This is a genomic window from Pseudoalteromonas sp. US3C1013 (assembly GCF_048401115.1).
In the GTDB taxonomy this organism is placed as follows: Bacteria; Pseudomonadota; Gammaproteobacteria; order Enterobacterales; family Alteromonadaceae; genus Pseudoalteromonas; species Pseudoalteromonas undina.
The window spans coordinates 1,094,164-1,120,823 of sequence record NZ_CP183075.1 but is presented as its reverse complement, the minus strand read 5'-3'; the positions used below and the strand labels follow the sequence as shown (position 1 = coordinate 1,120,823).

The window sequence follows — 26,660 nt, the reverse complement described above, 5'->3', positions numbered from 1 at the left end:
ATTCACTTTTAAGAGTCGATGAATAGAATAATTACTTGTCTGGCTCATTTTGTAATATAAAAGTAACTACGTCCTATTAAACTCTTATATAGAAGGACAATCTCATGCCTAATTCTTTATTTCTATTTATTGCTCTTTCTTTAAGTCTTTTATTTAGTAGCCAAGCATCGAGCTCAATGATCCCCGATGATGGCATTGATGACTCACAAGCACTAAAAGACTTGATTTTAAACACTGCAGAAAATTCTGAGCTTAAAATAGACAAGCCTGGAGTTTACGATATATGTTCAGCTATTATCGTCAGAAATCTTAACAATATTGTTATTACAGCTAATGCTGGCGTTATACTAAAAAAGTGTGACCAATTTGAAGGAGAGTATATTTTATCCTTTTATAATTCACGCTTCATAGAAATTAATGGCTTTATTTTTGAAGGGTTAACTAAAGACACGCTTAACTACGCCTGGGGAGAGCAAGGTATCCTCTTTGCAGGTTCTGCAGATATTTCAATACATCACAATCAATTTTTTGATTTTGGCGATGCAGCAATAAGAGCAACTTCCTCAAAGCGTTCATCGTATAATGCCCCTATCAACTCTTTCAGAGTAAAAATTAGTAATAACTATTTTAAAAATGTTACCCAAGTGACCACAACTCACCCATGGAGTGAAAACTATGGTGGTACACATGATATTACAATTGAAAGCAATGTATTTGAAGCTCTAAAAGGTTCCTTAAAACTAGCCACTAGAAAACCTGTTTCTAAAGCTTTAATAAAATATAATACCTTTAAAAAAACTAAAGGCACAGCAATTGAATTAACCTATTATTCGGATGTTAAGATCATTTCAAATACCTTCATAGACACTGATAAGTTTATCCTCAATGCTTACCCTAATAAACCAGAAAGTGTGACGGAGCCTTTTAATTGGGGAAGTATTTATTTTACTCACAACACAGTTTTACGTTCTAAGGGAGGCATTAGAATACAGTCAGATGTAACCGGCGAGCTAATAGATGATAAATACGTAAGAGGCATTTATATCAATAACAATCACTTTATTGACGTTGATATGACTGTTTACCCTGAAAAGAAATATTGGTATCTTATTAACTTATTCAGTAGAGGTGGAAAGAGTTATCTGTTTTCTACCATTAAAGATAACGTTTATAACTTACTACCTGAAGTGGGCTTTGTGAAAAAAACGAGTGGATTCACCGTAGAAGACAACACTTCAATAAAACCTGAGGATAATTAAATTTTTATAAAGCACTACATGCTTTTATCCAAGATAAAAAGTTTTAAAATTAGAGAAACTTTATTTCTTGATATAGAACAATAATCTTAGTGCTACCCCCTTTAACTGTTGTGTATTTGCGTTACACTGAATGTATAACTGTTAAGTGAATGGAGTAGCACAATGGAAACGATTAAACGTATTATCGCGGTTATTGACCCAACTAAAGACGATCAAAATGCCCTCGCGCGTTCAATAGATTTAGCCAGAAAATCGGGTGCGAGCATTACCGCCTTTATGACGGTTTATGATTTCTCTTACGAAATGACTACTATGCTATCAGGCGATGAACGTGAAGCAATGCGTCAAGCCGTCCTCAAAGATCGCGAGCTATGGCTTAAAGATCTGGTCTCTCCTTATCAAAATATTAATATTGATACGCAAGTTATTTGGCATAATCGCCCATACGAGGCAATAATTAATACCGTTATCAATGATAAATACGACTTAGTTATCAAAGGTACGCATCAACACGGCGCACTAAAAGCGGTTATTTTTACTCCTACAGACTGGCACTTAGTAAGAAAGTGTCCAACTCCCGTTTTATTTGTCAAAGATATGCAATGGCCAGCACAGGGGAATATTTTAGCTGCAGTAAATGCAGTCAGTGAAAATGAGCAGCACTTATCACTTAATAAACGCATAATTAAAGATGCACAATTTTTATGTGAACTGGCTAATGCTAAACTTAACTTAGTCAATGCCTACCCTGCTACACCAGTAAATATTGCCATAGAAATCCCAGAATTTAACCCTGGGCTTTACAATGAATCAGTTAAAAAACATCATATTGAATCAACCAATGAACTAGCTAACGAGTTTAACCTAACCTCTGATCAATGCTTTATTGAAGAGGGATTGCCAGAAGATGTGATACCGGATGTTGCAAGTCGTTTAAATAGTGAGTTAGTGGTTATTGGCACTGTTGGGCGTACTGGCTTAAGTGCTGCATTAGTGGGTAACACCGCTGAGCATGTTATTGACAGCCTCGATTGTGATGTACTGGCATTGAAACCTGATGGCTATGTAAGTCCACTCGCAGAAAGTTAACGTTTGCTGTAGCTGTGATATTACATATGGCATATAATACGCCCCTTTATTTTTAGCAATTAATTTTGCCGTACTGTTTTATAAGGGGGCGTAGTGTCTCATTCTGCTCAAGCCAAAGCTCAACACAACTTAAATAAGCTTCAAAAGCGTTTACGCCGCCTCACAGGTCAAGCTGTCATGGATTTTAACATGATAGAAGAAGGTGATCGTATCATGGTGTGCTTATCGGGCGGAAAAGACAGTTACACTATGCTCGATATGCTGCAACATTTACAGCGTGTTGCCCCTATCAAGTTTGATCTTTTTGCGGTTAACCTTGACCAAAAACAACCAGGCTTCCCTGAGCATGTACTGCCTGAATACCTTGATAATTTAAATATTGAATACAAAATTGTCGAAGAAGATACCTACAGTATTGTTACCGATATTATTCCTGAAGGTAAAACAACGTGCTCACTTTGCTCTCGTCTACGCCGTGGTATTTTATATCGTACAGCTAAAGAGCTAGGCGCTACTAAAATCGCACTGGGTCATCACCGCGATGACATGATAGAAACCTTGTTTTTAAATATGTTTTATGGCGGCAAACTCAAAAGTATGCCGGCTAAACTAATGAGCGATAATGGTGAACACATGGTTATTCGCCCATTAGCTTATTGTAAAGAAGCCGATATTAGTCAATACGCATTTAGTCAAGGCTACCCTATTATTCCGTGTAACTTATGTGGCTCACAAGAAAACCTACAACGTAAGCACACCAAGAACATGCTAGAACAATGGAATAAAGAGCACCCAGGGCGTATAGAAAGTATTTTTACTGCCATGCAAAATGTTGTACCTTCGCATTTAGCTGATAACCAATTGTTTGATTTTGCTAATCTGCAAACCGGTGACGTTATTGATGGTGGCGACATTGCGCTAGATAAACCAGATATTCCAAAAGCGCCGGTTAATCCTGAACAAGATGAAACAGACCAAGCCGACGTGGTTACAATTAATTTAAGCTAATTTTTTAAGGGTTTGCAGTAATGCAAACCCTTCACTCTGTTCTATGCTGCTACCTACCGGCAGCTAATCCTTGTAAAAACTCTAAACTCTGCAATTCTTGTTTATTCGCCTGATAAGGCAGCTGCTGTAAGCTATCGTAAGCAAAATCTTCAATAGTAAACTCACTCACTTTACTTTGCCCAAAGCTGTTTCGCTCACCTGGGCTTGGCGACATACGTTCAATAACAAAGTCGCTCAACCGCAAATCATTCGTTTGCTTAGGCAAAACAGACCAATGCGCTTTAAAATCAATTTGTTCGCTGCCCTCATCTAAACGAGCTTTAGCAACTAAATGTGCTAATGGCGAAGTACCACTGTATAAGTTAGCTCTTAAGCGATATAAGCCACTTTTTATCACCGTTAAGTTAGCAGGCACTATCATATTATCATTACGTGGATATGCGTTATCAAAGCTAGTTAGGGTTGCACTAGGCGGCATATATTGTATTTGTGCCACCACAGGGACCATTTTACCCACAATGTCGGCCTCAACTAATAACTGTAAATTGCGAGGATAGTCTTCCTCACCTTTAAACGTAATTACAAGTTCATTGTCTCGAGCAACACCACTGTGTGTTTTTAACGGCTGTTTAGTATCCGTATCACTGAGTGTTACCTGTGCTTTACCTAAATTTTGTGCGCTTATGGTTAATTCAATTGCTTGCGGATAGACATAGCGATATTGAGATAAACTTAAGGTTAACTCCCCGCCTTGCTCTCCTACTGGGCTAGTAACCGGGAAAAACTGATTTGGCTTTAGCCGGTCTTCATCATATACCGTTAAAGGTTGCGAATAAGGCGGGAATACTAAGTTTTGTTGATATTGCTGCGCCACCGCCGATGCTGCTTTAGCTATATCTTCATTAAACTCATGCTGCTCTTCAGGCATTTTTTTTATGCTTGATTTAACTGCTGGTACCTCTGATTTTGCCGACATAGCCGCAAGTTCAGGTGTTTTATTATGCTCTTTAGCTGTTGTTTGCGAAGCTGAATAACTAGCATTACCTTGACCTAAAAACCACATCAAGCCGGCAACAATAATCACTAAAGCAATAACGTAGGATTTTTTCATTGTTATTTATCCTATAACATCAATTCGCAATAGCAGATAATCACTTTTAGAACGTAAACCTGATGCTATTTGCATTCAGGTTTTCTTACCTAAAAATAAATAACTGCATAAAGCGAATTGGTATCAAAAGCGTGCAGCATATAAAGCCGCACGCACAATCACCTTTATGGGATCACATTATATATGAGCGTTGAAGCACTCAAATTATCAGAGTCTTTTACATAACGGTATTGTTTTTTCCAAAACCAACTACCGGTAGTTTCATCGACAGTTTCATATCCTAATGTATCGCCAGCCACGCTAATATTATTCATTGCCACCGTTACATTACCTTGGTGCTGCGCTTGTTGAATTTCGTTATGGCTGTAACTGTTAGTCATCATTAATGGATAATGGTATGGCATGAAGCTACTAACAGCATCACCTTGTGAAGTTAAACGCCCATTGGTGTCAATATTGGCACTACAACTACCAAATGAGCTTACCGAGCTTGCGCCACATGATGAGTGAGTAGCGACTACCGAATCATCGTTACCACGCAAAAAGCCAGCCGTTAAACCTAAGTATGCATTACCATCGGCCACAAAGCGTAAACGCGGTGTGCGCGCATCAGGTAATGGCGCGATTCTACGTGCATTATTAACTTTTAAATCATGTAATACGCCAACCGCCTCGTTAACTTCACTGCCTAGCCACCAAGTTAATGCAGCGTCTACAGCAAAATTCCACGATGCGCCGGTTAACGCACTCACCGCTAAGTCGGCTAATTCACTACCACCACCAGCACCTGCTAAATCAAAGGTAGCAATAATATTAAGCGGTTTTAAACCCGCGTTTTCTAGCCAGTTTTCCTGGTTATCTATAATATATCGGGCAACTAAGTCACCGGTAGAGTGGGTTACAAACACGCAGCCTGGCTCGCATAAATTTGAGCGAGAGATCTGTTGTAGCTTGGGCCATACCCAATCTGTAGTAATTTTTCCTTCTATTCGTTCATACGCAGGCCAGTCAATGCGCTCGTCGGCACGGTTTACCCAATAAGACTGCCAATAGCTTTGGCCATCGTTTACTACATCACTACCTGCTTTATTGGTAAGCTGGGATACTTGCAAACCATGAATTAAAACTACTTTATACTCTTTACTAAGCGCAGAAAAACTCATTAAGAGCCCTATTGCTGCTGCAAATAAAGTCGCGCGTTTAAAAGTGTGTGTGTTGTTCATATTAATCCTTAACTGATTGAATATTTTTATTATGCTTAGCTTGTTACACGCTGTTGTCAGTGCATGGTAAAAGCAATGCATTGACCAGTATTGGGAACAAATCTAAAAAATGCAACATTTTGTTATCATTTTCACCGTTAAAGCTAAATATTTGCGTTAAAATACGACAAAAGCGCCAAACTATTGTGTTAAACAAAATAGCTTTATCCCCTTCTTAAGCAGTATCAATAAACTTTCTTTTAACTGTGGTTAACTATTAAACAACACTACTTTTTATTAATGTAATAGCGTAAGTTAATTACACACGATGAAAACCAAGGAATTAAAATGATAAAAAAAATAATTTTTGGCAGTGTTTTATTTACTGCAATTTCAGCGCCTAGTTTTGCTAGTAGTATTAACACCCAACTTGAACAAGCAACACAAAGTGTAAGTGAAAAAGTCATTACATGGCGTCGCCATTTGCATCAATATCCAGAGCTGAGTAATCGCGAATTTGAAACCGCGAAGTACATTACTAACCATTTAAAATCACTGGGGCTTGAAGTACAAACTGGTGTTGGGCATACCGGAGTTGTGGCTAAATTAAGCGGTGGTAAAAAAGGCCCTTTAATCGCCCTTCGTGCCGATATGGATGCTTTACCCGTTACCGAACAAGTTGATTTACCCTTTGCCTCTAAACAAACCTCAACCTATCGTGGTAATGAAGTAGGCGTTATGCATGCCTGCGGGCACGACACTCATGTTGCTATTCTAATGGCCGTAGCAGAGACACTGGTAAAAATTAAAGAGCAGTTAGCGGGTGAAGTACTGTTTGTATTTCAACCCGCTGAAGAAGGCGCCCCCGAGGGAGAAGAAGGAGGCGCAGAGCTAATGCTAAAAGAAGGTTTATTTAAACAAAAACCTGAAGCGGTGTTTGGCTTGCATGTCACCAGCTCACTTAATACTGGTCAAATTGGCTTTAGAGAAGGGCCTCTAATGGCCAGTGAAGACTCTTTCACAATTAACGTAACGGGTCGTCAAACTCATGGTTCACGCCCTTGGAATGGTGTAGATCCCATTGTTGCTTCATCACAAATTATAATGGCAACTCAAACAATCGCCTCTCGCCAAGTAGATGTAACTAAAGCGCCTTCTGTTATTTCATTTGGCGCGATTAACGGCGGCATACGCTCAAATATAATCCCTGATAGCGTCGAGCTAATTGGTACAATTAGAACCTTTGATCAAACTATGCGCGCCGATATTAAAAAACGTTTAGCTAAAACCGCTGAGCTGGTTGCCGAATCCGCTGGTGCAAAAGCTGATGTGCATATAGATCACGGCTACCCTGTAACAGTAAATAATGTTGCACTGACTCAAAAAATGACCCCTACGCTTGCCCGTATTGCTGGCGCTGACAACATTATTTCCACAGATTTGATTACCGGTGCAGAAGACTTTAGTTATTATGCGCTAGAAACACCTGGACTGTTTTACTTTTTAGGCGTCACTCCAAAAGATCAAAACGCTAAAACAGCGCCAAGTAATCATTCACCTCAGTTTTATGTTGACGAAAATGCCTTACAACTTGGCGTAAAATCATTATCTCAACTGGTCGTTGACTACTTACAATAACAACCCATCATAGAAGCACAGGGCTAATAACCTTGTGCTTGTAAAGCTAGGGTCTGTTGACCTTTGCGGATTAATATTTGTTCAAACTAGGGGCGGTTTAATCGCGGCGCGAGGTTTGTAAACTAGTGGACTAAGTAAAAACCGAGCAACAAAGAGTAAATCGCCCCTAGGCAGAACCCTTCGGGCAGCGCCTGTTTGGCATTGATGCTGCGTTATCGCCTATTTATGGGGAATAACCACACCACACAGGCTCTGCCTTGCTTTAATACCAAGCAGACTGCTGCAAATTCAACCTTGAAAGGTAAACAGACCCTAGTGTTATTCAGCTAATATAAATCCCCAATAGCTTATCTTTTAATGTCTAATATAAATTATCAACTTGGTAAGGACACCTCAATGACGGCAGAGTATTTTAATTTTTTAAGCCTTATTGGCGTGGCATTCTTTGCAATTTCAGGTGCATTATTAGGCCACGACAAAGATATTGGTGGATTTGGTGTTGTCGTTGTTGGCTCAGTCACCGCGTTAGGCGGTGGCACGCTCAGAGATATTCTTCTTAATCAACCTGTATTTTGGATAGCCAACCCCGATTATTTATATGCCACATATGGCGCTATTTTTGTCACCGTTATGTTTATTCGCCACTTACCTGATGTGTCTAACTATTACATGTTGCTGGTTGACGCTATTGGTATGGCTATTTTTAATGTGGTCGGTATTGAAAAAGCATTAATTGAAGGTACAACCATGGTGGTTGCGCTTACAATGGGAATGACGACGGGTATATTTGGCGGCTTAATACGTGATGTGATCTGTAGAGAAGTACCACTGGTGATGCGCGAAGAGCTATACTCCACCGCGTGTTTTGCAGGAGGCTTAACCTATGCCACGCTATTTTTATTAGATGTCCCTTATTTATGGTGCATTATTGGTTCATTATTGGTAACCGTCTTTCTAAGATTGGGCGCACTGCATTTTGGCTGGCAACCCAACCTATTTAGAAAACGAACCCCAAAAATAAGAGATTAGTATAAGTATGGCTTTACACTAATCGCTCATACAAGCCTGACGCCCGTGATACACTTTTACCCATGGCCAGTTGCAGCACTTTTTTATCTGCCACCAGCTCAAAGGTCTGTTTTGCGCGGGTAATTCCCGTGTACACTAATTGCCTATTAATACCGATACTCGCCTGCTTGAGCGGTGGTAACACCATCGCGGTATAACTAAACTCTGAGCCTTGGGATTTATGAATGGTCATTACATACACTTTATCGTGCGCCGGAAGCCGTGCGGGTGAAAATGCCCGTTCATTACCTTGTTCATCAATAAACACTGCCTTGAGTTGGCCGCTATCATCGGGCATTAGAATTCCTATATCACCGTTAAATAATTTTAGCTGGTAGTCGTTTTGACTAACCATTATCGGCATCCCTATATAATGCCGCTGATTAGGATTAACGCTAATTAAACCTTGCTGCTGTAAAACCCGTTCAATACGCTGGTTTAAACTATTAACGCCGTAATCGCCTTCACGTACTGCAGCAAGTAACTGATAACTGGCAAAAGCTGCATGCACTTGCGCAACACTGGCACCTTGAGCTATCAGTGTTAGGTAATTAGCATAATGACTTGCGGCACTATTTACTAACTTTTCAATTGGTGTGGAAACAAAATCATAGTCTAAAATAATATCGCTAAAATGCCCTTCGCTGCTTTGTTGTTCAACATAGTTTAATATTCCTCGGTTGTTGGTATTTACAGCCAGCGCCAATTGACCAATACCGCTTTTGGCATCAAACCGATAACTATGTTGTAAAAAAGCAATGCAGTCAGCGAGTTCAAACTCACTTTGAGTTTGCGCGTTGAGTTTAATGGCGCCATTAAAGCACAGCGTGTTCAATTGCTCGCAGCGTACTTTTGAATAACGCGGTGTTTGCCCAAGCACTAACCCTTGGCATAAATCACTCATTACGCTGCCAGTATCAACCGAGGCAAGTTGGTCTTTATCACCGAGTAAAATCAATCGGGCATGATCTGGCAAAGCCTCGATTAATTTAGCCATAAGTGATAAGTCGACCATGCTGGCCTCATCAATAATCAATACATCAACATGCAACGGATTGCTTTTATCGTGCCGGAATTTATTGGTAAATGGCTTAACTCCCAACAAACGATGAATGGTTTGCGCGCTTTGCGGGATCAACGAATTAATATCATCTGGTATTTCACTAAGCTTATTTTTAGCCCCTAAAATTGACTCTGTTAGCCGTGCCGCTGCTTTACCGGTGGGTGCTACTAATTTTATGCTCAATGGCGCCGCTTGATATAACGATTGCAAAATCGCTAACAGCTTTGTCACCGTGGTGGTTTTACCTGTACCAGGCCCGCCCGTGATCACACTAAAACCTTTTGTAGCGGCAATGGCACACGCTACTTTTTGCCAATCAATGTCAAAACTCGGATCATCTGGAAAGTAGCGGGTTAATAACTGAGCAAGTACTGCATCATCAATGTTAAGTTGTCGCTCGCTCATTGTCAGTAATCGTTGGGCAAGGGTCTGTTCATAGCCTGCTAAACGGGAAAAATATAACCGTTGATTAAACAATTGCAGCGGCTTGTGATCCCCAACACTTTGATGTGAGGCTAAATAACGTATTGCCGCCTCAGTCGTATAGTCATCACTAAATGGGCTGAGAGTGTCGGGCTGTGTGCCCTCTAGTTTAGTAAAGTCGCTTTGACGTAAATTAAACGGATTAGTCCAATCAACCTCTGTTAGGGTTAAACAGCTATGTTGGCTTTGTTGCGATAAACACAACATTAAAATTATATAAAAGAGGTCGTCATACCCTTGCTGTGCGTTTGTGCCACTGAGTAATTCAGCCAGTTTTACATCAACCACACGCACTCTATGTTCGTCCGTTAAATACGTTAGCAACGGCACGACTTTAATGCTTTCGCTGGTCTGCATAGTTGGCTGCGCTGTTGTGAGCACAGGTTCATCTAAAGGCGCATCATCTAAGTCATCAAACAAACCCGGTTGTTGATTTAAATCACTCATAGCATGGCTCCTTGGCTAAACAAGCCATCTAAAATAACGACTTGATCTGCACTTAGCTGTTTAAAGTACACTCCCTCACCTGCTGGCATACCGCGTAAAAAAGTATAATAAACACCGCCTAAATGCGCCTCTATTGAATAATCGGGAATTCGCTGTTTAAGCAAGCGATGCAGCGCTACGGTATAAATTAAATACTGTAAATGATATTGGTGGCTGGTCATGGCTTGCTCTAGCTGCTCTGGCACATAATCAGCGGCGGTACTGCCCAAATAATTCGATTTATAATCTAAAATATAATACTTGCCTTGGTAGCAAAAAATTAAATCAATAAAGCCTTTTAGTAACCCTTTCACATGGGCAAACTCAAGTTTACTTTGGTTAAAGCCAAAATGTTTAATCAACACTTCATTAAGCTTAGGGGCACTGAGGCTGCTAAGCGGTAAATTAAACTCCATTTCTACTAAACAGTCACTTGGCGCTAATTGGCTCAAACTTAAATTATTCTCGCTGTTTAACGGGCAATTAAGTGCATCGAGTACCCATTGCTCGGTAATTTGCTGCCATTGCTCATCGATATGGTATTTTTCAAAAGCACGCTCAATCACAGCCGTTAAGTTTTGCTCTGTATTCGTGGGATGATTTACCGGACTGGTAAAATCAAGCTGCTCAAATATTTCGTGCAAGCAACTCCCTGGTTTTGCACCCTTTGGAAAGCTATACGGTGAAGGAAGTTCATCTTGCTGCACAGCAAACTCATCTCTTTGATGATCTTCATCGCTGCGCCCTGGAGCAAGTTGATCAGCATGCTTTTTAAAGCTCAAGGCACTAAAGCTGGTTGCTCGCCAGTCACGTTCAATCTGCGCCGTTACTGTATTAATAAGTAAATCGTGCTGTTTAGTGTCACTATTTTTTAACCGAAGTATGCCCTGATCAACTAATTCGCCTGAGGTAAATTGCAAGTATTGCATAGCATGATTAGCATCACAAAATTCACTTAAATGGGTGCGCCATGCTTGGCTGCTGGTTATCTCTAACCCTGAGAATAATACATGTCCCAACGCACTACTTTGAATTGCTAAACGGCTACTTTGCCCTTGAGAAATGTTATACACGCCCAAGGCACAAAAATGCACTGCTCGGGTCAGTGCCACATAAAGCAAACGTAAGTCTTCTGCTAAACGTTCTTGTTCGGCTTTTTGCAGGGCGTTTTCGTCTTTACTTAAATCGTAAATCAACTTGCCATTTTGATGATAAAGCGCGTCTTTAGTTTCACGATAACCACTGGCAAATGGCATAAATACCAATGGGTATTCAAGCCCTTTAGAAGCGTGCATAGTCACAATTTTAACTAAGTTCGCATCACTTTCTAAGCGAACTTGCACTGTTTCGCCATCTTGCTGGCTCACCTTTTGCGCAAACCAACGTAATAAACGAAGTGTCCCTTCAAGCTCTATTTGTTTTTGCTGCAGTATTTCGCCAAGATGTCTAAAGTCGGTAAGCCACCGTTCTACGTTATAGCCCAAGCCTTGCCATTTGGCACTGAGCTGATTGTGACTCAGTAAGCGTTCGAGCATTGCCATTGCCCCTTGCTTATGCCAAATATGGCTAAGTTGAGCAAAAAAGTTTAGGTGTTCTTGCCAGCTATTTTCATCATCGGCTAGAGCAAAAATATCGTTATAGCTCAAACAAAATAACGGGCCAGCTAATACACCGCGTAGTAACGCCTCATCGTACTGACCATGCAAAGCCGTTAAAAAATTGAGCAAGTGATGACTTAACTCTTGGCTAAATACACTGTCGCGCGACAAATACACACTGGCAATATTAGCTTTACTCAGCGCTTGCTTCATTATTTGTGCTTCAACGCGGTCGCGCACCAAAATACAAATATCAGCAGCGCTTACCGGCGTACTGCCAATACAGGCAACGCCTTGGTTTGCTTGCTCAAGTAAAGTCACTATTTTATTAGCAAAATGGGTGGCTAAATGTGCTTGCCCTACGCCTTTACTGGTCGGCTTATTTTTTTCATCGCCGACTTCATCTACAAACACATTAAACTCAAACGCGGTGGCAGGTTTACCGTCAATTAAAAACGACTCATCTGCTTTTTTTCCTTTCGCTTTCACTTTATTAAATGGAATGGCGTCGTTATAAATAAAGCTGTTGTCGTATTTGCTAAATAAGCTATTTACGCTATTTACAATATCACTGCTTGAGCGAAAGTTAGTGCCCAATGTAAATTGTTGTGGCTCATCTACCGCTTCTTTTGCGCCAATGTAGGTAAATATATCTGCGCCCCTAAACCCATAAATTGCTTGTTTGGGATCGCCTATCATAGCTAAAGTGGTATTGCTTTGAGCATAAATTTTACTAAAAATCCCGTACTGAATCGGGTCAGTATCCTGAAACTCATCTATCATTGCCACCGGAAATAACTGCGCTATTTTTTGTGCGAGCACATCACCTTGTTCACTCTTTAAGGCACTGTGTAAATTAGTCAGTAAATCGTCAGGGGTGATCACGCTTTGTTCTTGTTTGCGTTTAACTATGGCCGCTTTTACCCAGCTCGCCGCATATTGCACTATCGCAATTTTTAACCCTTGGTTAATGGTGTTGTTAAGTGCGGCTAAGGCATCGAATTGGCTAATAAGTGGATGAGTCAGTAATGTGCCATTTTTTTTATAATTAGCGGCATTACTTAAGTTCTCGCTACTCCACACCTCAAACGAATACTTACTGGTACCAAATTCAAAAAAGTCATCACTGCCTAAGCAAAATGCTTCAAGTGCAGCAAGACTGCCCTTTCGCCCAGGTGTTTTTGAGCCACTTAAATCGGATGCTTTAACAGCACCAATAAACTCTTGCTCTAGGCAGGCTTTTTTAAAGGCTGGAACACGCGCCAAGTATTCATCTCGCGCTTGCCATACCGCATCTAAACTAACTTTTGGGGTTATTTCTGCGTTCGCCTTATTTAAAATACTACTTACATGACTAAATAGTGATTCGGGCGCAGCAAATACCGCTAAAATCGCATCTGTTCTTTCTTTACTGAGTGGGTATACAAACGCACGCCAAAAGTCTTTTATGGTTTCAAGCAGAATATCGCGCTCATCTAAAATGAACTCTAAGTTAAATGCCACACCGGATTCAAACGCATGCTGTTTTAGCATTCGCTGACAAAAACCATGAATGGTAAAAATAGCTGCTTCGTCCATTGATTTAGCTGCAGCATCGAGTAAGTCAAATGCACGGTGCTTGTCATCAACGCCCGCTATTACACCCTCAATTAGCTCATCATTGGGTACTTGCCCAAGTAACGCATCACGCGCGGCAATAATTCGCCTACGAACACGGTCTTTAATTTCTTGCGTGGCGGCATCGGTAAAGGTGACTACCAAAATTTGCTCAACACTCAATGGCGTATTCAGCTCACCAGGTATTTGCATGCCCAATAAATAACGCAAATACAAACCCGTGATCGTGTAGGTTTTACCTGTGCCAGCACTGGCTTCAATTAAGCTTTGCCCTAATAATGGCATAGTGAGCGGATTAAGCGCTTGCATAGTCACTCTCCTTGGCGTGCTCAAATAATGGGGCGAGTAGCTTATCGCTCCAATGTATAAATTCGTCTTGGCAGTCATTAAGTGATTGCACCGTTAAACGAATATAAGGGTTTTCCCCCTCACCTCGGCCAATATACTGTGGACTAAATTTACTGTTGGCTTTTGCCATATCACCACCGCTTTTTACGTATTCATAACCACTTACCGGAAAAAACGCCACGGGCTTGTTGCGTAATGCTTTATAAAGCTCAAACCAATCTGCGAGCAGTAAATCGGCATCGGCTTTACTCATTGGGGCAAAGCTAATTTGTTTATCTAAACCCAGTAATAAAGTTTCAACCTCTTGTTGCATGCTTTGTGCAGCAAGATGATAAATAAAGCCTTTAATTAAATCTTTAGCTTTAATACTGGCACTACGATAAAACACTTGTTTTTGCATATACACATGGTTTAGCCAGCCTTCAATGGTGGTATTTTCAAGCGACAGTAACACTTCTATCGGTTCGCTTTTACCCGCTTTTATTTGTTGTTTTACTTGCCCTGCAAGCGCATCAACGCGATGTTGCATGCTTTCATAAATTAAGCTGCCAACATGAGCTTGCGGCAGCTCACCGCGCTGCAGTATTTGCTCGGTACTCCGTGGGGTATCGTTAATATTAGCTTCAAGTATTTCATCAAGGTAAAAATAACGGCGCAGCGCATCTAAGCTAAACGGTTCTTCATCTTTGGCTATGTCGTTAAATTGCGGCAAACGTAACCCTAAGCTTTGCTGATAAAAGCTCTCTTGGGCGTGGCACACACTGCGAATAAACATATCAAGATCAAGCAGCTCTGGAGGCGTTACATCAAGTGCAGTGATTGCTTTTGGCTCAAAGGCCTCGCTAGGCAGCCAAATTGGGTTATAGCTGTGGTTCTTAAGCCCTGCCTGTTCAGCGCTCGCTGGCAAATAATAATGACTATTAAAAGGTTGTAAATGTTGTTGGCTAATAAGGCAATCTGGCAAGGGTTTATCACCGGGTTCGCTAAGTTTGAAGCTGCGACCTATGTATTCTAACAATTCACTGACAAGTGTTGATGGCATGCGTGGTTGATTGTCAAAACATGAGCGACCAATGTAGCTCATATATAAATTATCTCGGGCACTAAGAAGTGCTTCTAAAAAAAGGTAACGGTCATCGAGTTTTCGTGAACGGTCACCTTTTTGCTTTTTAGAATAAGGTACTAAGTCAAAACCGATAGGTTGAACGGTACGTGGGTAATCGGCATCGTTCAAGCCTAACATACACACTACCTTAAACGGCACGGCCCGCATTGGCATTAACGTACAAAAATTCACTTGCCCCACTAAAAAACGTTGGCCGACACCTTTTTCTTGTATGCCTTGTTTAATTAAATAGCTAACAATGCGCTGCGATACGGCCTCACTGTAATCACCGTTATCGTGGTGCTTACCTATATCTTCGAGTACTTTTTGTAGTACTAATAAATCCCAACTGTCGTCACTTTCGCTCTCATAAATAGTGTTGAGCAGCTCATTTAAAATTTGGGCTTTATTGGTGAGTGTGTCATCGGGGGTGAGCTTAGCTTTAAAGTCTTGCAGCACATCAATAAAGTGTACCAGCTTATTGAGTGTATCGAGCGCCATGCCCTCAACCTCATCGGCACTGTAAATACCATTAAATGGGCACTGTTCATCGCGCATGGCAATACCCAGTAGTAAACGGTTTAAGCCATGCTGCCAAGTGTTAAGCTCAATTGCGGGTAAGTCAAAGCTACTTTTATGTTCAGCGTTTACGCCCCATTTAACGCCAACACGCTCCAACCAATACTGAATTTGCTCATATTCATGCGCTTCTAAACCAAACTTTTCAGCAATTTGCGTAACCTGTAATAAATCGAGAATATCCGACACGCCGAAGCGCGAAAACGGTAAATTAGCTAAACTAGCAAACGAACTCAGTACAGGTTTTTCTTGCTCTATGGCTAAATCAGCTAGCGCATAAGGTATAAATCGACTGCCCTGTGCACCACCAAAAACTGCTTCAATATAAGGGCTGTAGGTGCCAACATCGGGCATCATCACGATGATGTCTTTAGGGGTAAGCGCTGAATTTTGATTAAATAAATTAAGTAAGTAGTCGTGCAAACGCTCTACTTCTCGAAGCGGTGTATGGCAATCACTTAGTGTAATGCTTGCATCGTTTGCAGTAATTGGCAGCTTGCCCTCGTCGTTAATAAACCATTCTTTATTATCGGTGAGCGACTCACCTTTAAAGGCAAGTTGGTAAATTTCACTTTGCACTTGGCCAAGTAAGCTGTCGTCAAATACATCTATAAAGCCATCAATCCAGCGGGCATCAAGCTGCACTAGTTGCTCAAAATAGTCACGGCCGAGTTTACCCCACGACGATAACAGCGGATTACCAATAAAATAGTATTCCTCATCAGGGTTGGTGTGCTTTTTTTGTTGTGCTTCCACCAGCGGCATTTTTGCGTATTTAGCGGTGATTTTAGCTGCTGTTTTTTCATCAATGATATCGCCCCAGTAATGCTCGCTAGGGTTAAAAAAGAATAAAAATACTTCAGTTTTTTTACTCAAGGCTTCAAACACCTCAAGCTGCGAGCTAGCAATCGCCGATATGCCAAATAAGCTAATACGTTTTGGTAATAAGGCGCTATCCATGCTCTCAAGTGCACTGAGTAACTGCCCTTGCATATTGGCACGGTGAAATTGGCTTTGCCCCAGCTGCTTGCTTAATTTGACGATACGACGCCATAAATCGGGTTGCCAAGGCGCAATCGTTATATCAACATCATCAAGCTCATCGGTGCCACTATCCCATTTGGCTATCCAATGGGGGCGATACATCAAATATTGGTCGTACACATCGGCTATTTTTTCACATAGAGCAAAGGTTTTTTGGCCGTCAATATCGCCCTCTAAATAGGTTTTAAGCGGTAAGTACAGCGGCTCATTTATGCACTGGGGTAAAATGGCAAATAATTTCCAAGCAAGGTTAGGTTTGTTAAAGGCCGACTCTTTAGGCACGTTTGGCAATAGTTGCTGGTACAACTGCCAAATAAAGCTCGACGGCAGCGGAAAGTCTACCTGCGCAGCTACGCCTAAATTTTCACTTAAACCGATTTTAAGCCATTGCGACATACCCGGCGATTGCACTAACACCACTTCTTTATCAAATGGGCTTTGCAATGGGTTTATTTTTAATAGCTGATGAAACTGCGCTTGCAGGGCTTCCATACGGTTTGATTGAATAATATTGAGCATACGATACCAGCCTTACTTGAGATAAAGCCAGTGTAAGATATTTTCAATTTAAGCGGTAGCGCTAAGGGGACATTGGCGTTAATAAATCAGCAAGTTAGCCCGCCAATAGATGAACTTTTAAACGCACAGCTTTAACTGCAGTGCGTTTATTATTTAAATGGTGATGCTATTTATAAGGGCTAATACTTGAAAGACTAAAATCACTTTGCATAATAACTTGGCCATCAATGCCTTTAAGTTTTAATGAAATAGCAGGGTCGACTTGTTGCCAGTCTATGCTTAAATCACCATAGTTAACATTATGTGTGTAATTACCCACACGATGCTGGTTAGGGCTAACGTCTTTCCACTTTTCTGTCAGACCTGAGCTGGTCATTTCAATAAGCGGGTAATCAAGGTTATGTTGATACCTTGAAATCTCGCCCCAGTGAGTATCGCCACTAATAATAATCACACCATTTACTTGGTGTTTTTTAATTAGCGCAAATAAACGGTTTCGATCCTCAGGAAAATTTGCCCACGACTCCCAGCCGGTAAAATCTGGCAGTAACTGCAAGCTTGACGCTATTAGCTTTATTGCCGCTGGCTTTTTAAGCTCGGCTTCAAGCCATTGCCACTGTGCTTCCCCTAGCATTGATGCGCCTTTAACTTCAGTTGGACTGTACGGGCCTTGGTTATTTGCTTTACGCTTGGTGTAATACTCAATCTCGCTAACAGAATTAAGTGTGTCACGATTAAAGCGTAAATCTGGCATGATCACCTGCACGGTTTGCTCGCCTTCGCCATACATGTACGAGGTATAAATACCATCAGGGCGGGTACGGCGTTTTGAATTAGCAGGTTCTTGCCAAAAATCGAGCATGATTTGCCGCGATGCTTCTTTATGCGGATACTCTTTCCCCGCGTCATTTTGACCATAATCGTGATCATCCCACATAGCTATTATTGGTGTTTGTGCGCGAAGTGCTTTAAAGCCTGGCTTTGCCCCTAATCGTTGGTATTTATTTTTAAGCACGGCCATGTCGTTAGTATCGCCATAAATGTTATCGCCTAAAAATATAAATAAATCACCCTGCTCTTTATTAATCGCATTAAAGATGGGGATGCCTTTATCTTGATGCCCACACGAACCAAATAATATTTTAGACGGCGCAGCCATTGCGCCACCACTAATAACAAAAGCAAGTAACAGCGCTGAATGATTAAAGGTTTTTAGTAACTGTTTCATTTTAAAATCTCGTTAATAGCCGGTGCCATATTAGGGTTAATCTTGTTTGGGTTTTGCCCAAGTGCTTTTAAAACGGTGGCGGCAATTTGCGCTTGTTTAAGCTCGTTTTTAGTTTTAATTAAGCCGTTATTTTTAATTGCAGGACCAATAGCTGCCAGCCAAATATGCTCAGAGCCTACTATGCCGTTAGGAAACACATCTGCACCTAGGTTAAGCTCAAGCAATGCTCGACGAGAGCTGTGATGTTGCCAATCACTGGCATTACTTCCACGGCCATGATCAGTAGTAACAATTAACGTAGTATTATTTTTATAACCTGCTGTGCTTTGAATGGTTTGCCATAAATCTTTTAAAAATACATCGCTTTGTTTGGCCGACTTTAAGTAAGCATCGTAATGGCCATCGTGAGCAAAATCGTCAGTTTCTCCTAAGCTAATCACCAACAATCTTGGCTTTTTAGCCAGCATATAGGCTTTAGCAAATCGATAGGTAAAACTATCAAGCCGCACATTGTGCCATGGGCTGGGGATTTCTGTTTGTAATGCGTTTAACAGGGGCGCATCGGCAAATAAATCATCGGCAATAGGCATAAATCCTGCGTTTACATACACATGACTACGCTTAATATTTACAATGTAAGGAAACACATCCCAGCTACCAAATAACGCGGTGCTGTTTTTAAATTCAGGCTGGGCGTTTAAACGCTCTAAAATAGTTTTATTTGGGTTGAATACCTTGTCGTTACTGTTGATACTTTCATCCACTTCGCCAGTGAGAATTTCGTTATACCCAGGGTATGAAAAATACCACGGATTACTCACCGACATAGTTGAGCCTTTAGCTCTATCGCCAATAATAACGCCTTGCTTTGCGATAGTTTGAGTTAAAAATGGCATTAGCAATTGTTGACGCTGTTGCGGGTTTTCATGCCAGAACTGGCTCTTTAAATGTGCTGGTTGCTTAACAAATTCTTTATTATTAATCAGCTTGCTATCGGCACCATTAAATACTTCTTGCCAGCGAACCCCATCTAAAGTTACCAACACCACATTTTGCGGTGCAGCCAATGCCATATTATTAAACAATAAAATTAAACTTAAGCCAGTTATTTTTATCATGCTTTTCATTGTGTTCTCATCAACCTTTTTATAGCAAAAAGCCCATCAATGATGGGCTTAATTACGTTTATTACGTTTTAAAACGTGGCCGTTAACGTCACCGCTGCTGTGCGTGGGGCGCCAATAAAGTAAGTGCTTCCATTACCTGTGCCGCCCGCTAGGTAGCTTTCATCAGTAATGTTGTAAACCACAAAAGCAATATCAATTGCTTTGAAGGGGCCAGCATTAACTTCAGCTGCGTAGCCTGCATTTAAATCAACCACGGTATAGCTATCTACATCGCCACGCTCGCCAGTGTATTTAGCCGATAAACCAAAGCGGAAATCACCGCTGTAATAATCGGTTGAAAGCACAAATAAATCATCTACTGAATCAATTACTTTGCTTCCTGCTTCAAAGCCTGGCGCATCGCCTTTATATTCAGAGTTATTATTGGTGTATGAGCTATATACATTCCACTGTGGGCTCAACATATAACTTGCTGATAGCTCTAAACCTTTCGATTCAATACCGCCCACATTTAGGTACGAGCCGTTAGTACCTATGGTGTAATCAATACCACCGGTGTCGCTGCCTGGCGCTATAAAGGTAATACGGTTATCAAATTCAATTGAGTAAGCCGTTGCCGTTAATTTAAGTGCGTTATTGTCATAACGCACCCCTAAATCAATATTTTCTGCGGTTTCTGGCTCAATAGCTGATAAGTCAGAGCTGTCGCGTTCAAGCACACCATCTTTAATGGCGGCAAAGTTTTCGCTGTAGCTGGTAAATAACTCAGTGTTACTGTTTAACTGATATAAAATACCGCCACTAAATAGAAGGTCTGAATCACTGTTTACTTTAGCTGTGGTGGCGTTTTGATAATGGTCATACTTTTCTATGTCTACTAAGTACTTTTTAACCCCTAGATTAAGGGTTAAGTCGCCAAATGCCATTGAGTCTTGGGCGTACCATTTGAGCGTATCGGTCTCAAAGGTGTTTTTATATTGCGTCCAATAAGGGGTGTTATCAAAGTGATGATAAATACGCGCATCTATAACTTTATGCCAATCTCGTGACTCATCACGGTCGCTTTGCTCATACCAAAAACCGGCTTCAATATCGTGCATGCCAATGCTTGCTTGATAATTAGCAGTTACCCCTAAACGATCTTTATTATAATGTGTATGACGATAAGACATAACAGGCGTGGCATCAGCGTCGTAACATGCAGGATTGAGATCAGGGCCTGACTCCCACGGCCAATTTAAGCTAGCCGTGCAACCTGCGTTGGGAGCAAGTGGGTTGCCATTACTATCTGTAAAGCCATAAGAGCCTGCGTTTGTACCACCTTCCGTGGTTGGGTTACCATTTTCATCTACAGGGGACGTTAAATAAGGAGGGATCCAATCACCTCGGCCTGAGTTTTTATGGTAATAAGGGCTAATGGTTAACAATGAGGTGGGTGAAATCGCGTATTCAAACTTTAAATACCCTAGAGTGTTTTCACGCAGCGTGCCCCAACCTTCTGCAAACATTTGGTCAAAGTGCGGAACGCCTGTCCAGTTCCATGTTAGTTGATCCCAATCTGGAGTTTGTTCAAATTGTGCCAAGCTCACGCTATTATAATTCGTCTCGCTTACATCATCGTAAGATAAACGCCCTGTTATAGTTAACTCATCAAGGGTGGTGACAAATTTCGCTTCAGCATGTTGGTTATCTTTCCCGCCATTGCTGCCCGAGCCAATCCAACGGCTAGTATCGGTTTGCGAATAACTCACATACGCTTGAGTATTATCAAAAATGGTGCCAGTTTCGTGTTTAACGTAATAGCGACTTGCGTCATGGCTGCCTGAGGTATATGCAAAAGAGGTGCTTTTTTCAAAGCTAGGCGCTTTACTTACAAAGTTAAAAGTACCGCCTAGCGCCTCTAACGAGGCTGATTTAATATCTGAAGTGCCCTGACCTACTTCCACGGTGACAAGATTTTCGCTATCTAGGTAACGATTCGCTTTAGCACCACCGCCATAATTAGAACCGCCATTAGGAATACCGTCTACCGTCATACCTAATTGCTGCTGGTTTGAGTCGATACTAAAACCACGCATGGTAATAGTGGTTGACCAATCGTCGCCGCCAAATGCGTCGCCTTCGTTTATGCTAATGCCAGGTAAGTTATCTATTACTGATAACACACTCGATACCGAGCTTTGTTGCTCAAGCATGGCAGGTTCAATAACGTTGTTTGCATAACTGGTTGGTTTTGCAGTAACGGTTACTTCTTCTATCACGTTATCGTTAGCATAAGCTGAAGTTGATACCGCCATGGCCACAGCCATGCTCAAAATCGATTTATTTTTTAAAGCGTACATTGTTGTCCCGTTTGATTCTAATTATAAAAGGTAATTATGAAAGCGGGCATAGTCTATTTTTTAAATATGACAACGAGGGGGAACTTTATTGACAGCAAGATTAAACAATTATGAGTATATTATGGCAAATAAATGTATAAAAAAAGACACTCACAGTTGTCCATGAGTGTCCTATCGTTTTTACTAAATTAGCTGCTATTTCAATTCAGCTAGCATGTCATCACTGTAAGCTGTGACTTCTTCGCCGTTTTTAATTTTGCTAATGTAATCTGGGTTAGCAATAAGCGGGCGACCAATAGCAATTAAATCAAATTTATTGTCGTTAACCGCTTCCTTGGCAGTTTCAAAACTATAACTACCTACACCCACTAAGGTACTGGCATAACCAGCTCGTAAAAATTCAGAGGTTGATTTACCTTCTAGTGAATCAAAACGCATGCTGTCGTCAAAAATACCGCCGTGTAAATAAGCTAACTTGCGGTTTTCAAGCTCTGGTAATAAGTAGTCAAATACTGCTTTATCGCGATTGTCTTCGCTCATATTAAAATAAGCACCTGGCGTTAAACGCATAGCGGTACGCTCATTGCCTACAACATCAATAACTGCATCGGTTACTTCCAGTGCAAAACGAGACATGTTTTCTGGTGTTTGCCCGTACTCGTCATCACGTTCATTTGCCGCATAATGTAAAAATTGGTCAATTAAATAACCATTAGCACCGTGAATTTCTACGCCGTCAAAACCCGCTTCCATCGCATTTTCTGCGGCCTTAGCGTAGTCAGCCACTAAGCCTTTAATGTCGTCTGTAGTTACAGGCTTTGGCGTAACATAAGTGAGTTCGCGCATACGCGGTACTGAACCTTCAACCCCAATTGCCGATGGCGCTAGTACATCGCCACCAAAAAAGTGAGGGTGTGCTACACGGCCAACATGCCATAGTTGTGCAAACATTTTTCCGCCATTAGCATGTACTGCGTCAGTGACTTTTTTCCAACCTTGAATTTGTTCACTAGTGAAAAGCCCAGGTGTATTTGGATAACCTTGAGCATCAGCACGGATAATAATGGCTTCACTAATAATTAAGCCTACATCAGCACGACGAGCGTAGTAATCAACCATGGCTTGTGTGGGCACTAAATTGTCATCTGCCATACAGCGGGTCAATGGTGCCATAAGTACGCGGTTTTGCAGTTCAATGCTGTTATTTAATTTAAAAGGTGAAAGTAAGTCAATCGACATAATATTTATCCTTTGTTGAATGTACATTCAAGATAAGGTCACTTGAATGAATATTCAAGTATAATTTTGAAACTTTGTTTAAGATTGCGTAAACTGCCACCTAGGCCTAAGAAAAATAAATTTCTTCATTACTACTCTATCCACTAAAAGAGTCATTATGAGAACTGCAGAATTTGATAAAGAATTTGTACTACGCCAAGCTATGGCCATGTTTATGCTTCATGGCTATGCAAAAACCAGTATGCAAAAATTGACTCAAGCAACCCATTTACATCCGGGTTCTTTGTATGGAGCATTTGGTAATAAAAAAGGCATTTTTTTAGCCGCTACGGAGCAATACCAAACCGATCGCAATACACAATTTACAGCGCTGTTTGAGCACAGTAATTGTATTTTAGATACGCTGAAACAATACCTTAATATCATTGTGCAAGAATGTATTGACGGCGAAGCAACTAAAGTGTGCTTGCTTACAAAAAGCATTAGCGAGGTAGAGGGTAACGATCCACAAATTTGCCACGTATTACGTACTAATTTAACGGCGTACGAGCATGCCTTTGCGCAGCAATTACAAAAAGCGATAGATAACAAAGAAATTACCAATGGACGAAGTGCCATAGAGCTAGCACGATTTTGTGTTATGGGTATTTATGGATTGCGCACTTATGCATTAACAAATCAAGACCCCGACGCACTAAACCAACTAGCCGACGAGCTGCTTGCAGCCATTAGCTAAACTTAATTTTAAAGCGCAGTATGTCGCTGCCTTTTGTATTCCCCCCACAGTGAGAGAGAGCCAAAAATGACCACTGACAATTTATCAAAGCAAGACGACGTAATTTTAGGCCTTGGCGCAAAAAAACGACTCGCATACATGTACGAAACTGTGCAACAGTTTAAGCAAGTGTGGATTTTAAACGATGACGACGGCTGCGTAATGCTCACTAACGAAGACGACGATTGCGTACCCGTATGGCCAACCCGTGATTTTGCACAAGCATGGGCAACCGGTGAATGGGAAGGATGTACACCTAAAGCAATTCCAACAGCAGATTGGTTTAGCCGCTGGACGCCAGGCCTTGAAGAAGACGACTTACTAGTTGCCGTGTTCCCTACCGAAGAAGACGACGGCACAATTTTATTTCCTGATGAATTTCAAGCGCAGCTCAATGCTAAACCAAAAAAATATTAAACTGCCCATAAAGCCATTTTGACAAATGGCTTTTTAATTACCTTCTTGTTGTTAGCAATCCTTCAAATATAAACCATCACTAAAAGCAGTCATACAATAGCCAAACTAAATAAATTATTAACCCTTTAATTAATCATTAACTATATTTTTATAATAACAGCTCACCGTTTAGTGATTAAAGTTAGTAACTAAAAAGCAAAAATACGCTAAAGCGGTCATAACTATAATTATTCTGTTAAAAATGCAGTACAATTTTTACCGGTCACTAACTTAGGTATTACATGCGGTACACTTTCAATTTTATATGTTGTTTACTATTTCAAACCATTAGTTTTAATGCTTTTGCTGTAGCATTAAATCAAAATGACAGCTTACAACTAAAGTCTGCTATGTGGCATCAAGTAGATTTAGCTAAACCAACCCAAGGTGAGCAACTCGTTAATGCCTATCACAATGTAAGTACTCCCGTCACTTCGCTGTATAGTGCCCATGGCAGTGCAATAGCAAAAATTAGTTTAACCACAACGAGCGCAGGACGCTGGTATATAATCCCCCAAATTAATTATTTAGATAGTGGCGTTGCTTTTTATCAAGATACTAGTGGGATCAGAAAAATCGCTGATTTTTCACAAAATAGCGTCACTCAATCAGCCATTGTAATGCACAGCCAAGCTTTTGAATTACAGCTAGAAGCTAATTCACACGGTGTTTTATGGCTTTATATTAATGCTAAGCACTTTGCTAAACCTGTTAGCATTAACGTTATACCTCAATCTGCTTTTGTTAAACTTCAGTTTTATATCAATTCATTAAGCTTAGTGTCTATTACGATAATGCTGACCTTGGCCTGCATGGCCTTAATAATGTTCTTTAAAACACAACATCGCGTGGCGTTATTTTGTGCAGGTTATATAGGGTTACACGGCATTGGCTGGGCATTCGCGGCGGGGATAGTTGCGTTACTTTTTAATTACCACGCAATTAACACCCATTACTTTGGCATGTATATTTTTGCCTTCGCTATTGCTTGTGCCAGCTCATTTGCATATTACTTATTTAACTTTGACCAACATACCCGCACTGGTATTAGCCGATTTTTAAAATACTTCTCCATAACCGCACTTGCCTGTGGTTTTTTAAACCTCTTTTTACCCTTTCATTGGGTGTTTTATTTAGCTCATTTCCTTGCTGCCATTTGGGTGTATTTAAGCTTAAAACTGGGCTTTACAATGCTGGGGATGAAAGACTTTAGAGCGAAATATTTTTTAACTGGCAACCTTGTTTATAGCTTGTCCTTAGTTATTTTTATTTTATCGCACCTAAATTTAATAGAAATAAGTTCACCTGAATTATGGGTACTTATTGCTCTGGCCATTGATTGTATCTGTATTTTACTTTCTTTATCCGAATGGCTAAAAATAAAGCAAAATAATTTTATAAAAGCGCTAGAGCTATCACGCATAGACCCACTCACCAAAGTAGGAAACCGGCTGCAATTACAAGAAAAGCTCGATAACTTAGATAATTTTTATCTCATTGTGTTTATAGATTGCGACAATATTAAAAGCGTTAACGATCACCTAGGTCATGCTCACGGTGACAAGCTACTCATTGAGGTTACGCGGTTAATACAAAATGCGTTAGCCGACAAAGGCGAGGTATGCAGAACCGGCGGTGATGAGTTTATTTGTGTGTGTAACGTCAAATCAGCACAACAGCTCGCCCAACTCATCCTGAGCATAAACGAGTCATTAAACTATATTCATCAACAAGTTCAAAAACATTGGCCGTTATCAGGCGTGAGCTATGGCTTAGCAAGTAGTGAGGAATGTAATGACTACAAAGCCTGCTTAACTTTAGCCGACCAACGAATGTATACATTAAAACATCAGCGTAAAAACAAACGCCAAGTACAAAGCCAACACGCTTAACTTTATTACAGGCACAAAAAAGGACGTCCTGAGCGTCCTAATATAGAATAATGGTGGAGAGAGAGGGATTCGAACCCTCTAAAATAAAAACACACACACCAATTAAAAGTTAACTCATTGAAATTTAAATACAAAAAAAACCTAATGTATTCTACTCAATATTAAAGTTAAAATTGCACCACTGAGTTGTGCAACTCATTAACGTCCAAAATTACACAAACTTTTGGTAACTGTAAATATAAAGCTTAATATTATAAAGCACTGAGGGTCAAGAATAAGCCAATCCCTCGCTATTTATTTACTGTTTTTATCTAACAAATAATCTCAATTAAAAGAATAACTGCATAATTGTACATATATTGAATGTCTTATGATTATTAACAT

General features: G+C 40.7%; 17 protein-coding genes. 8 read left to right on the top strand and 9 right to left on the bottom strand.

From position 1 onward, the window contains the following. Window positions 1-104: 104 nt before the first annotated feature. From ACNSN2_RS05205 to ttcA, 3 genes are all read left to right on the top strand, one after another. Window positions 105-1,259: a hypothetical protein gene (locus ACNSN2_RS05205; protein WP_418608700.1), complete on the top strand. Its 1,155-nt coding sequence runs from the start codon at window positions 105-107 to the stop codon at window positions 1,257-1,259. A gap of 162 nt (window positions 1,260-1,421) precedes the next feature. Beyond that, window positions 1,422-2,348: a universal stress protein UspE gene (uspE, locus tag ACNSN2_RS05200; RefSeq protein ID WP_418608699.1), complete on the top strand. Its 927-nt coding sequence runs from the start codon at window positions 1,422-1,424 to the stop codon at window positions 2,346-2,348. 93 nt (window positions 2,349-2,441) lie between these two features. Beyond that, window positions 2,442-3,356, top strand: a complete 915-nt coding sequence (gene ttcA, locus ACNSN2_RS05195; protein ID WP_010389587.1) for a tRNA 2-thiocytidine(32) synthetase TtcA — start codon at window positions 2,442-2,444, stop codon at window positions 3,354-3,356. A 49-nt stretch (window positions 3,357-3,405) separates the two neighbouring features. Here ttcA and ACNSN2_RS05190 read toward each other — a convergent pair whose 3' ends face one another. Next, window positions 3,406-4,467 (bottom strand): hypothetical protein, encoded by a 1,062-nt coding sequence (locus ACNSN2_RS05190; protein WP_418608698.1) that lies wholly within the window; start codon window positions 4,465-4,467, stop codon window positions 3,406-3,408. A gap of 164 nt (window positions 4,468-4,631) precedes the next feature. Beyond that, a complete protein-coding gene (locus ACNSN2_RS05185) occupies window positions 4,632-5,690 on the bottom strand; it encodes a hypothetical protein (RefSeq protein WP_055011768.1) in 1,059 nt (352 codons plus the stop codon). A gap of 327 nt (window positions 5,691-6,017) precedes the next feature. Here ACNSN2_RS05185 and ACNSN2_RS05180 point away from each other — a divergent pair, with 327 nt between their 5' ends. Then, window positions 6,018-7,307: an amidohydrolase gene (locus ACNSN2_RS05180; RefSeq protein ID WP_418608697.1), complete on the top strand. Its 1,290-nt coding sequence runs from the start codon at window positions 6,018-6,020 to the stop codon at window positions 7,305-7,307. A 396-nt stretch (window positions 7,308-7,703) separates the two neighbouring features. Further along, window positions 7,704-8,336 (top strand): trimeric intracellular cation channel family protein, encoded by a 633-nt coding sequence (locus tag ACNSN2_RS05175; RefSeq protein ID WP_054200681.1) that lies wholly within the window; start codon window positions 7,704-7,706, stop codon window positions 8,334-8,336. A gap of 13 nt (window positions 8,337-8,349) precedes the next feature. On the opposite strand, the gene recD is transcribed toward ACNSN2_RS05175, so the two are convergent. From recD to ACNSN2_RS05140, 7 genes are all read right to left on the bottom strand, one after another. After that, window positions 8,350-10,368 carry an exodeoxyribonuclease V subunit alpha gene (gene recD / locus ACNSN2_RS05170; protein WP_418608696.1) on the bottom strand — a complete coding sequence of 673 codons (2,019 nt, stop codon included), beginning with the start codon at window positions 10,366-10,368 and terminating at the stop codon, window positions 8,350-8,352. Next, window positions 10,365-13,931: an exodeoxyribonuclease V subunit beta gene (gene recB, locus ACNSN2_RS05165; RefSeq protein WP_418608695.1), complete on the bottom strand. Its 3,567-nt coding sequence runs from the start codon at window positions 13,929-13,931 to the stop codon at window positions 10,365-10,367. Before recB ends, recD begins: the two co-directional genes overlap by 4 nt. Beyond that, window positions 13,918-17,217 carry an exodeoxyribonuclease V subunit gamma gene (gene recC, locus ACNSN2_RS05160; protein ID WP_418608694.1) on the bottom strand — a complete coding sequence of 1,100 codons (3,300 nt, stop codon included), beginning with the start codon at window positions 17,215-17,217 and terminating at the stop codon, window positions 13,918-13,920. Before recC ends, recB begins: the two co-directional genes overlap by 14 nt. Before the next feature lie 166 nt (window positions 17,218-17,383). Beyond that, window positions 17,384-18,445, bottom strand: coding sequence for an alkaline phosphatase D family protein (locus tag ACNSN2_RS05155; RefSeq protein ID WP_418608693.1), 1,062 nt, complete (start codon window positions 18,443-18,445; stop codon window positions 17,384-17,386). Continuing rightward, complete coding sequence (locus ACNSN2_RS05150) at window positions 18,442-19,572, bottom strand: alkaline phosphatase family protein (protein WP_418608692.1); 1,131 nt, start codon at window positions 19,570-19,572, stop codon at window positions 18,442-18,444. The genes ACNSN2_RS05155 and ACNSN2_RS05150 overlap by 4 nt, the downstream gene beginning before the upstream one ends. A gap of 68 nt (window positions 19,573-19,640) precedes the next feature. After that, window positions 19,641-21,914 carry a TonB-dependent receptor domain-containing protein gene (locus ACNSN2_RS05145; RefSeq protein ID WP_418608691.1) on the bottom strand — a complete coding sequence of 758 codons (2,274 nt, stop codon included), beginning with the start codon at window positions 21,912-21,914 and terminating at the stop codon, window positions 19,641-19,643. Window positions 21,915-22,109: 195 nt separating this feature from the next. After that, complete coding sequence (locus ACNSN2_RS05140) at window positions 22,110-23,153, bottom strand: alkene reductase (protein ID WP_075169405.1); 1,044 nt, start codon at window positions 23,151-23,153, stop codon at window positions 22,110-22,112. A 157-nt stretch (window positions 23,154-23,310) separates the two neighbouring features. Here ACNSN2_RS05140 and ACNSN2_RS05135 point away from each other — a divergent pair, with 157 nt between their 5' ends. From ACNSN2_RS05135 to ACNSN2_RS05125, 3 genes are all read left to right on the top strand, one after another. Then, the gene (locus ACNSN2_RS05135) at window positions 23,311-23,889 is read left to right on the top strand and encodes a TetR/AcrR family transcriptional regulator (RefSeq protein ID WP_008109773.1); all 579 of its coding nucleotides are present in this window, start codon (window positions 23,311-23,313) and stop codon (window positions 23,887-23,889) included. Window positions 23,890-23,955: 66 nt separating this feature from the next. Further along, a complete protein-coding gene (locus ACNSN2_RS05130; protein WP_010389569.1) occupies window positions 23,956-24,345 on the top strand; it encodes a DUF2750 domain-containing protein in 390 nt (129 codons plus the stop codon). Window positions 24,346-24,626: 281 nt separating this feature from the next. Continuing rightward, entirely contained in the window at window positions 24,627-26,276 is a 1,650-nt protein-coding gene (locus tag ACNSN2_RS05125; protein WP_418608690.1) for a diguanylate cyclase domain-containing protein, read from the top strand. Window positions 26,277-26,660: the final 384 nt, after the last annotated feature.

Coding starts and splice junctions, on each gene's coding strand:
- ACNSN2_RS05150 (WP_418608692.1), bottom strand. CDS start 19,572: ATGAAAAGCATGATAAAAATAACTGGCTTAAGTTTAATTTTATTGTTT.
- recD (WP_418608696.1), bottom strand. CDS start 10,368: ATGAGTGATTTAAATCAACAACCGGGTTTGTTTGATGACTTAGATGAT.
- ACNSN2_RS05145 (WP_418608691.1), bottom strand. CDS start 21,914: ATGTACGCTTTAAAAAATAAATCGATTTTGAGCATGGCTGTGGCCATG.
- ACNSN2_RS05125 (WP_418608690.1), top strand. CDS start 24,627: ATGCGGTACACTTTCAATTTTATATGTTGTTTACTATTTCAAACCATT.
- recB (WP_418608695.1), bottom strand. CDS start 13,931: ATGCAAGCGCTTAATCCGCTCACTATGCCATTATTAGGGCAAAGCTTA.
- ACNSN2_RS05180 (WP_418608697.1), top strand. CDS start 6,018: ATGATAAAAAAAATAATTTTTGGCAGTGTTTTATTTACTGCAATTTCA.
- ACNSN2_RS05135 (WP_008109773.1), top strand. CDS start 23,311: ATGAGAACTGCAGAATTTGATAAAGAATTTGTACTACGCCAAGCTATG.
- ACNSN2_RS05140 (WP_075169405.1), bottom strand. CDS start 23,153: ATGTCGATTGACTTACTTTCACCTTTTAAATTAAATAACAGCATTGAA.
- ACNSN2_RS05205 (WP_418608700.1), top strand. CDS start 105: ATGCCTAATTCTTTATTTCTATTTATTGCTCTTTCTTTAAGTCTTTTA.
- recC (WP_418608694.1), bottom strand. CDS start 17,217: ATGCTCAATATTATTCAATCAAACCGTATGGAAGCCCTGCAAGCGCAG.
- ACNSN2_RS05175 (WP_054200681.1), top strand. CDS start 7,704: ATGACGGCAGAGTATTTTAATTTTTTAAGCCTTATTGGCGTGGCATTC.
- ACNSN2_RS05155 (WP_418608693.1), bottom strand. CDS start 18,445: ATGAAACAGTTACTAAAAACCTTTAATCATTCAGCGCTGTTACTTGCT.
- ACNSN2_RS05185 (WP_055011768.1), bottom strand. CDS start 5,690: ATGAACAACACACACACTTTTAAACGCGCGACTTTATTTGCAGCAGCA.
- uspE (WP_418608699.1), top strand. CDS start 1,422: ATGGAAACGATTAAACGTATTATCGCGGTTATTGACCCAACTAAAGAC.
- ACNSN2_RS05190 (WP_418608698.1), bottom strand. CDS start 4,467: ATGAAAAAATCCTACGTTATTGCTTTAGTGATTATTGTTGCCGGCTTG.
- ACNSN2_RS05130 (WP_010389569.1), top strand. CDS start 23,956: ATGACCACTGACAATTTATCAAAGCAAGACGACGTAATTTTAGGCCTT.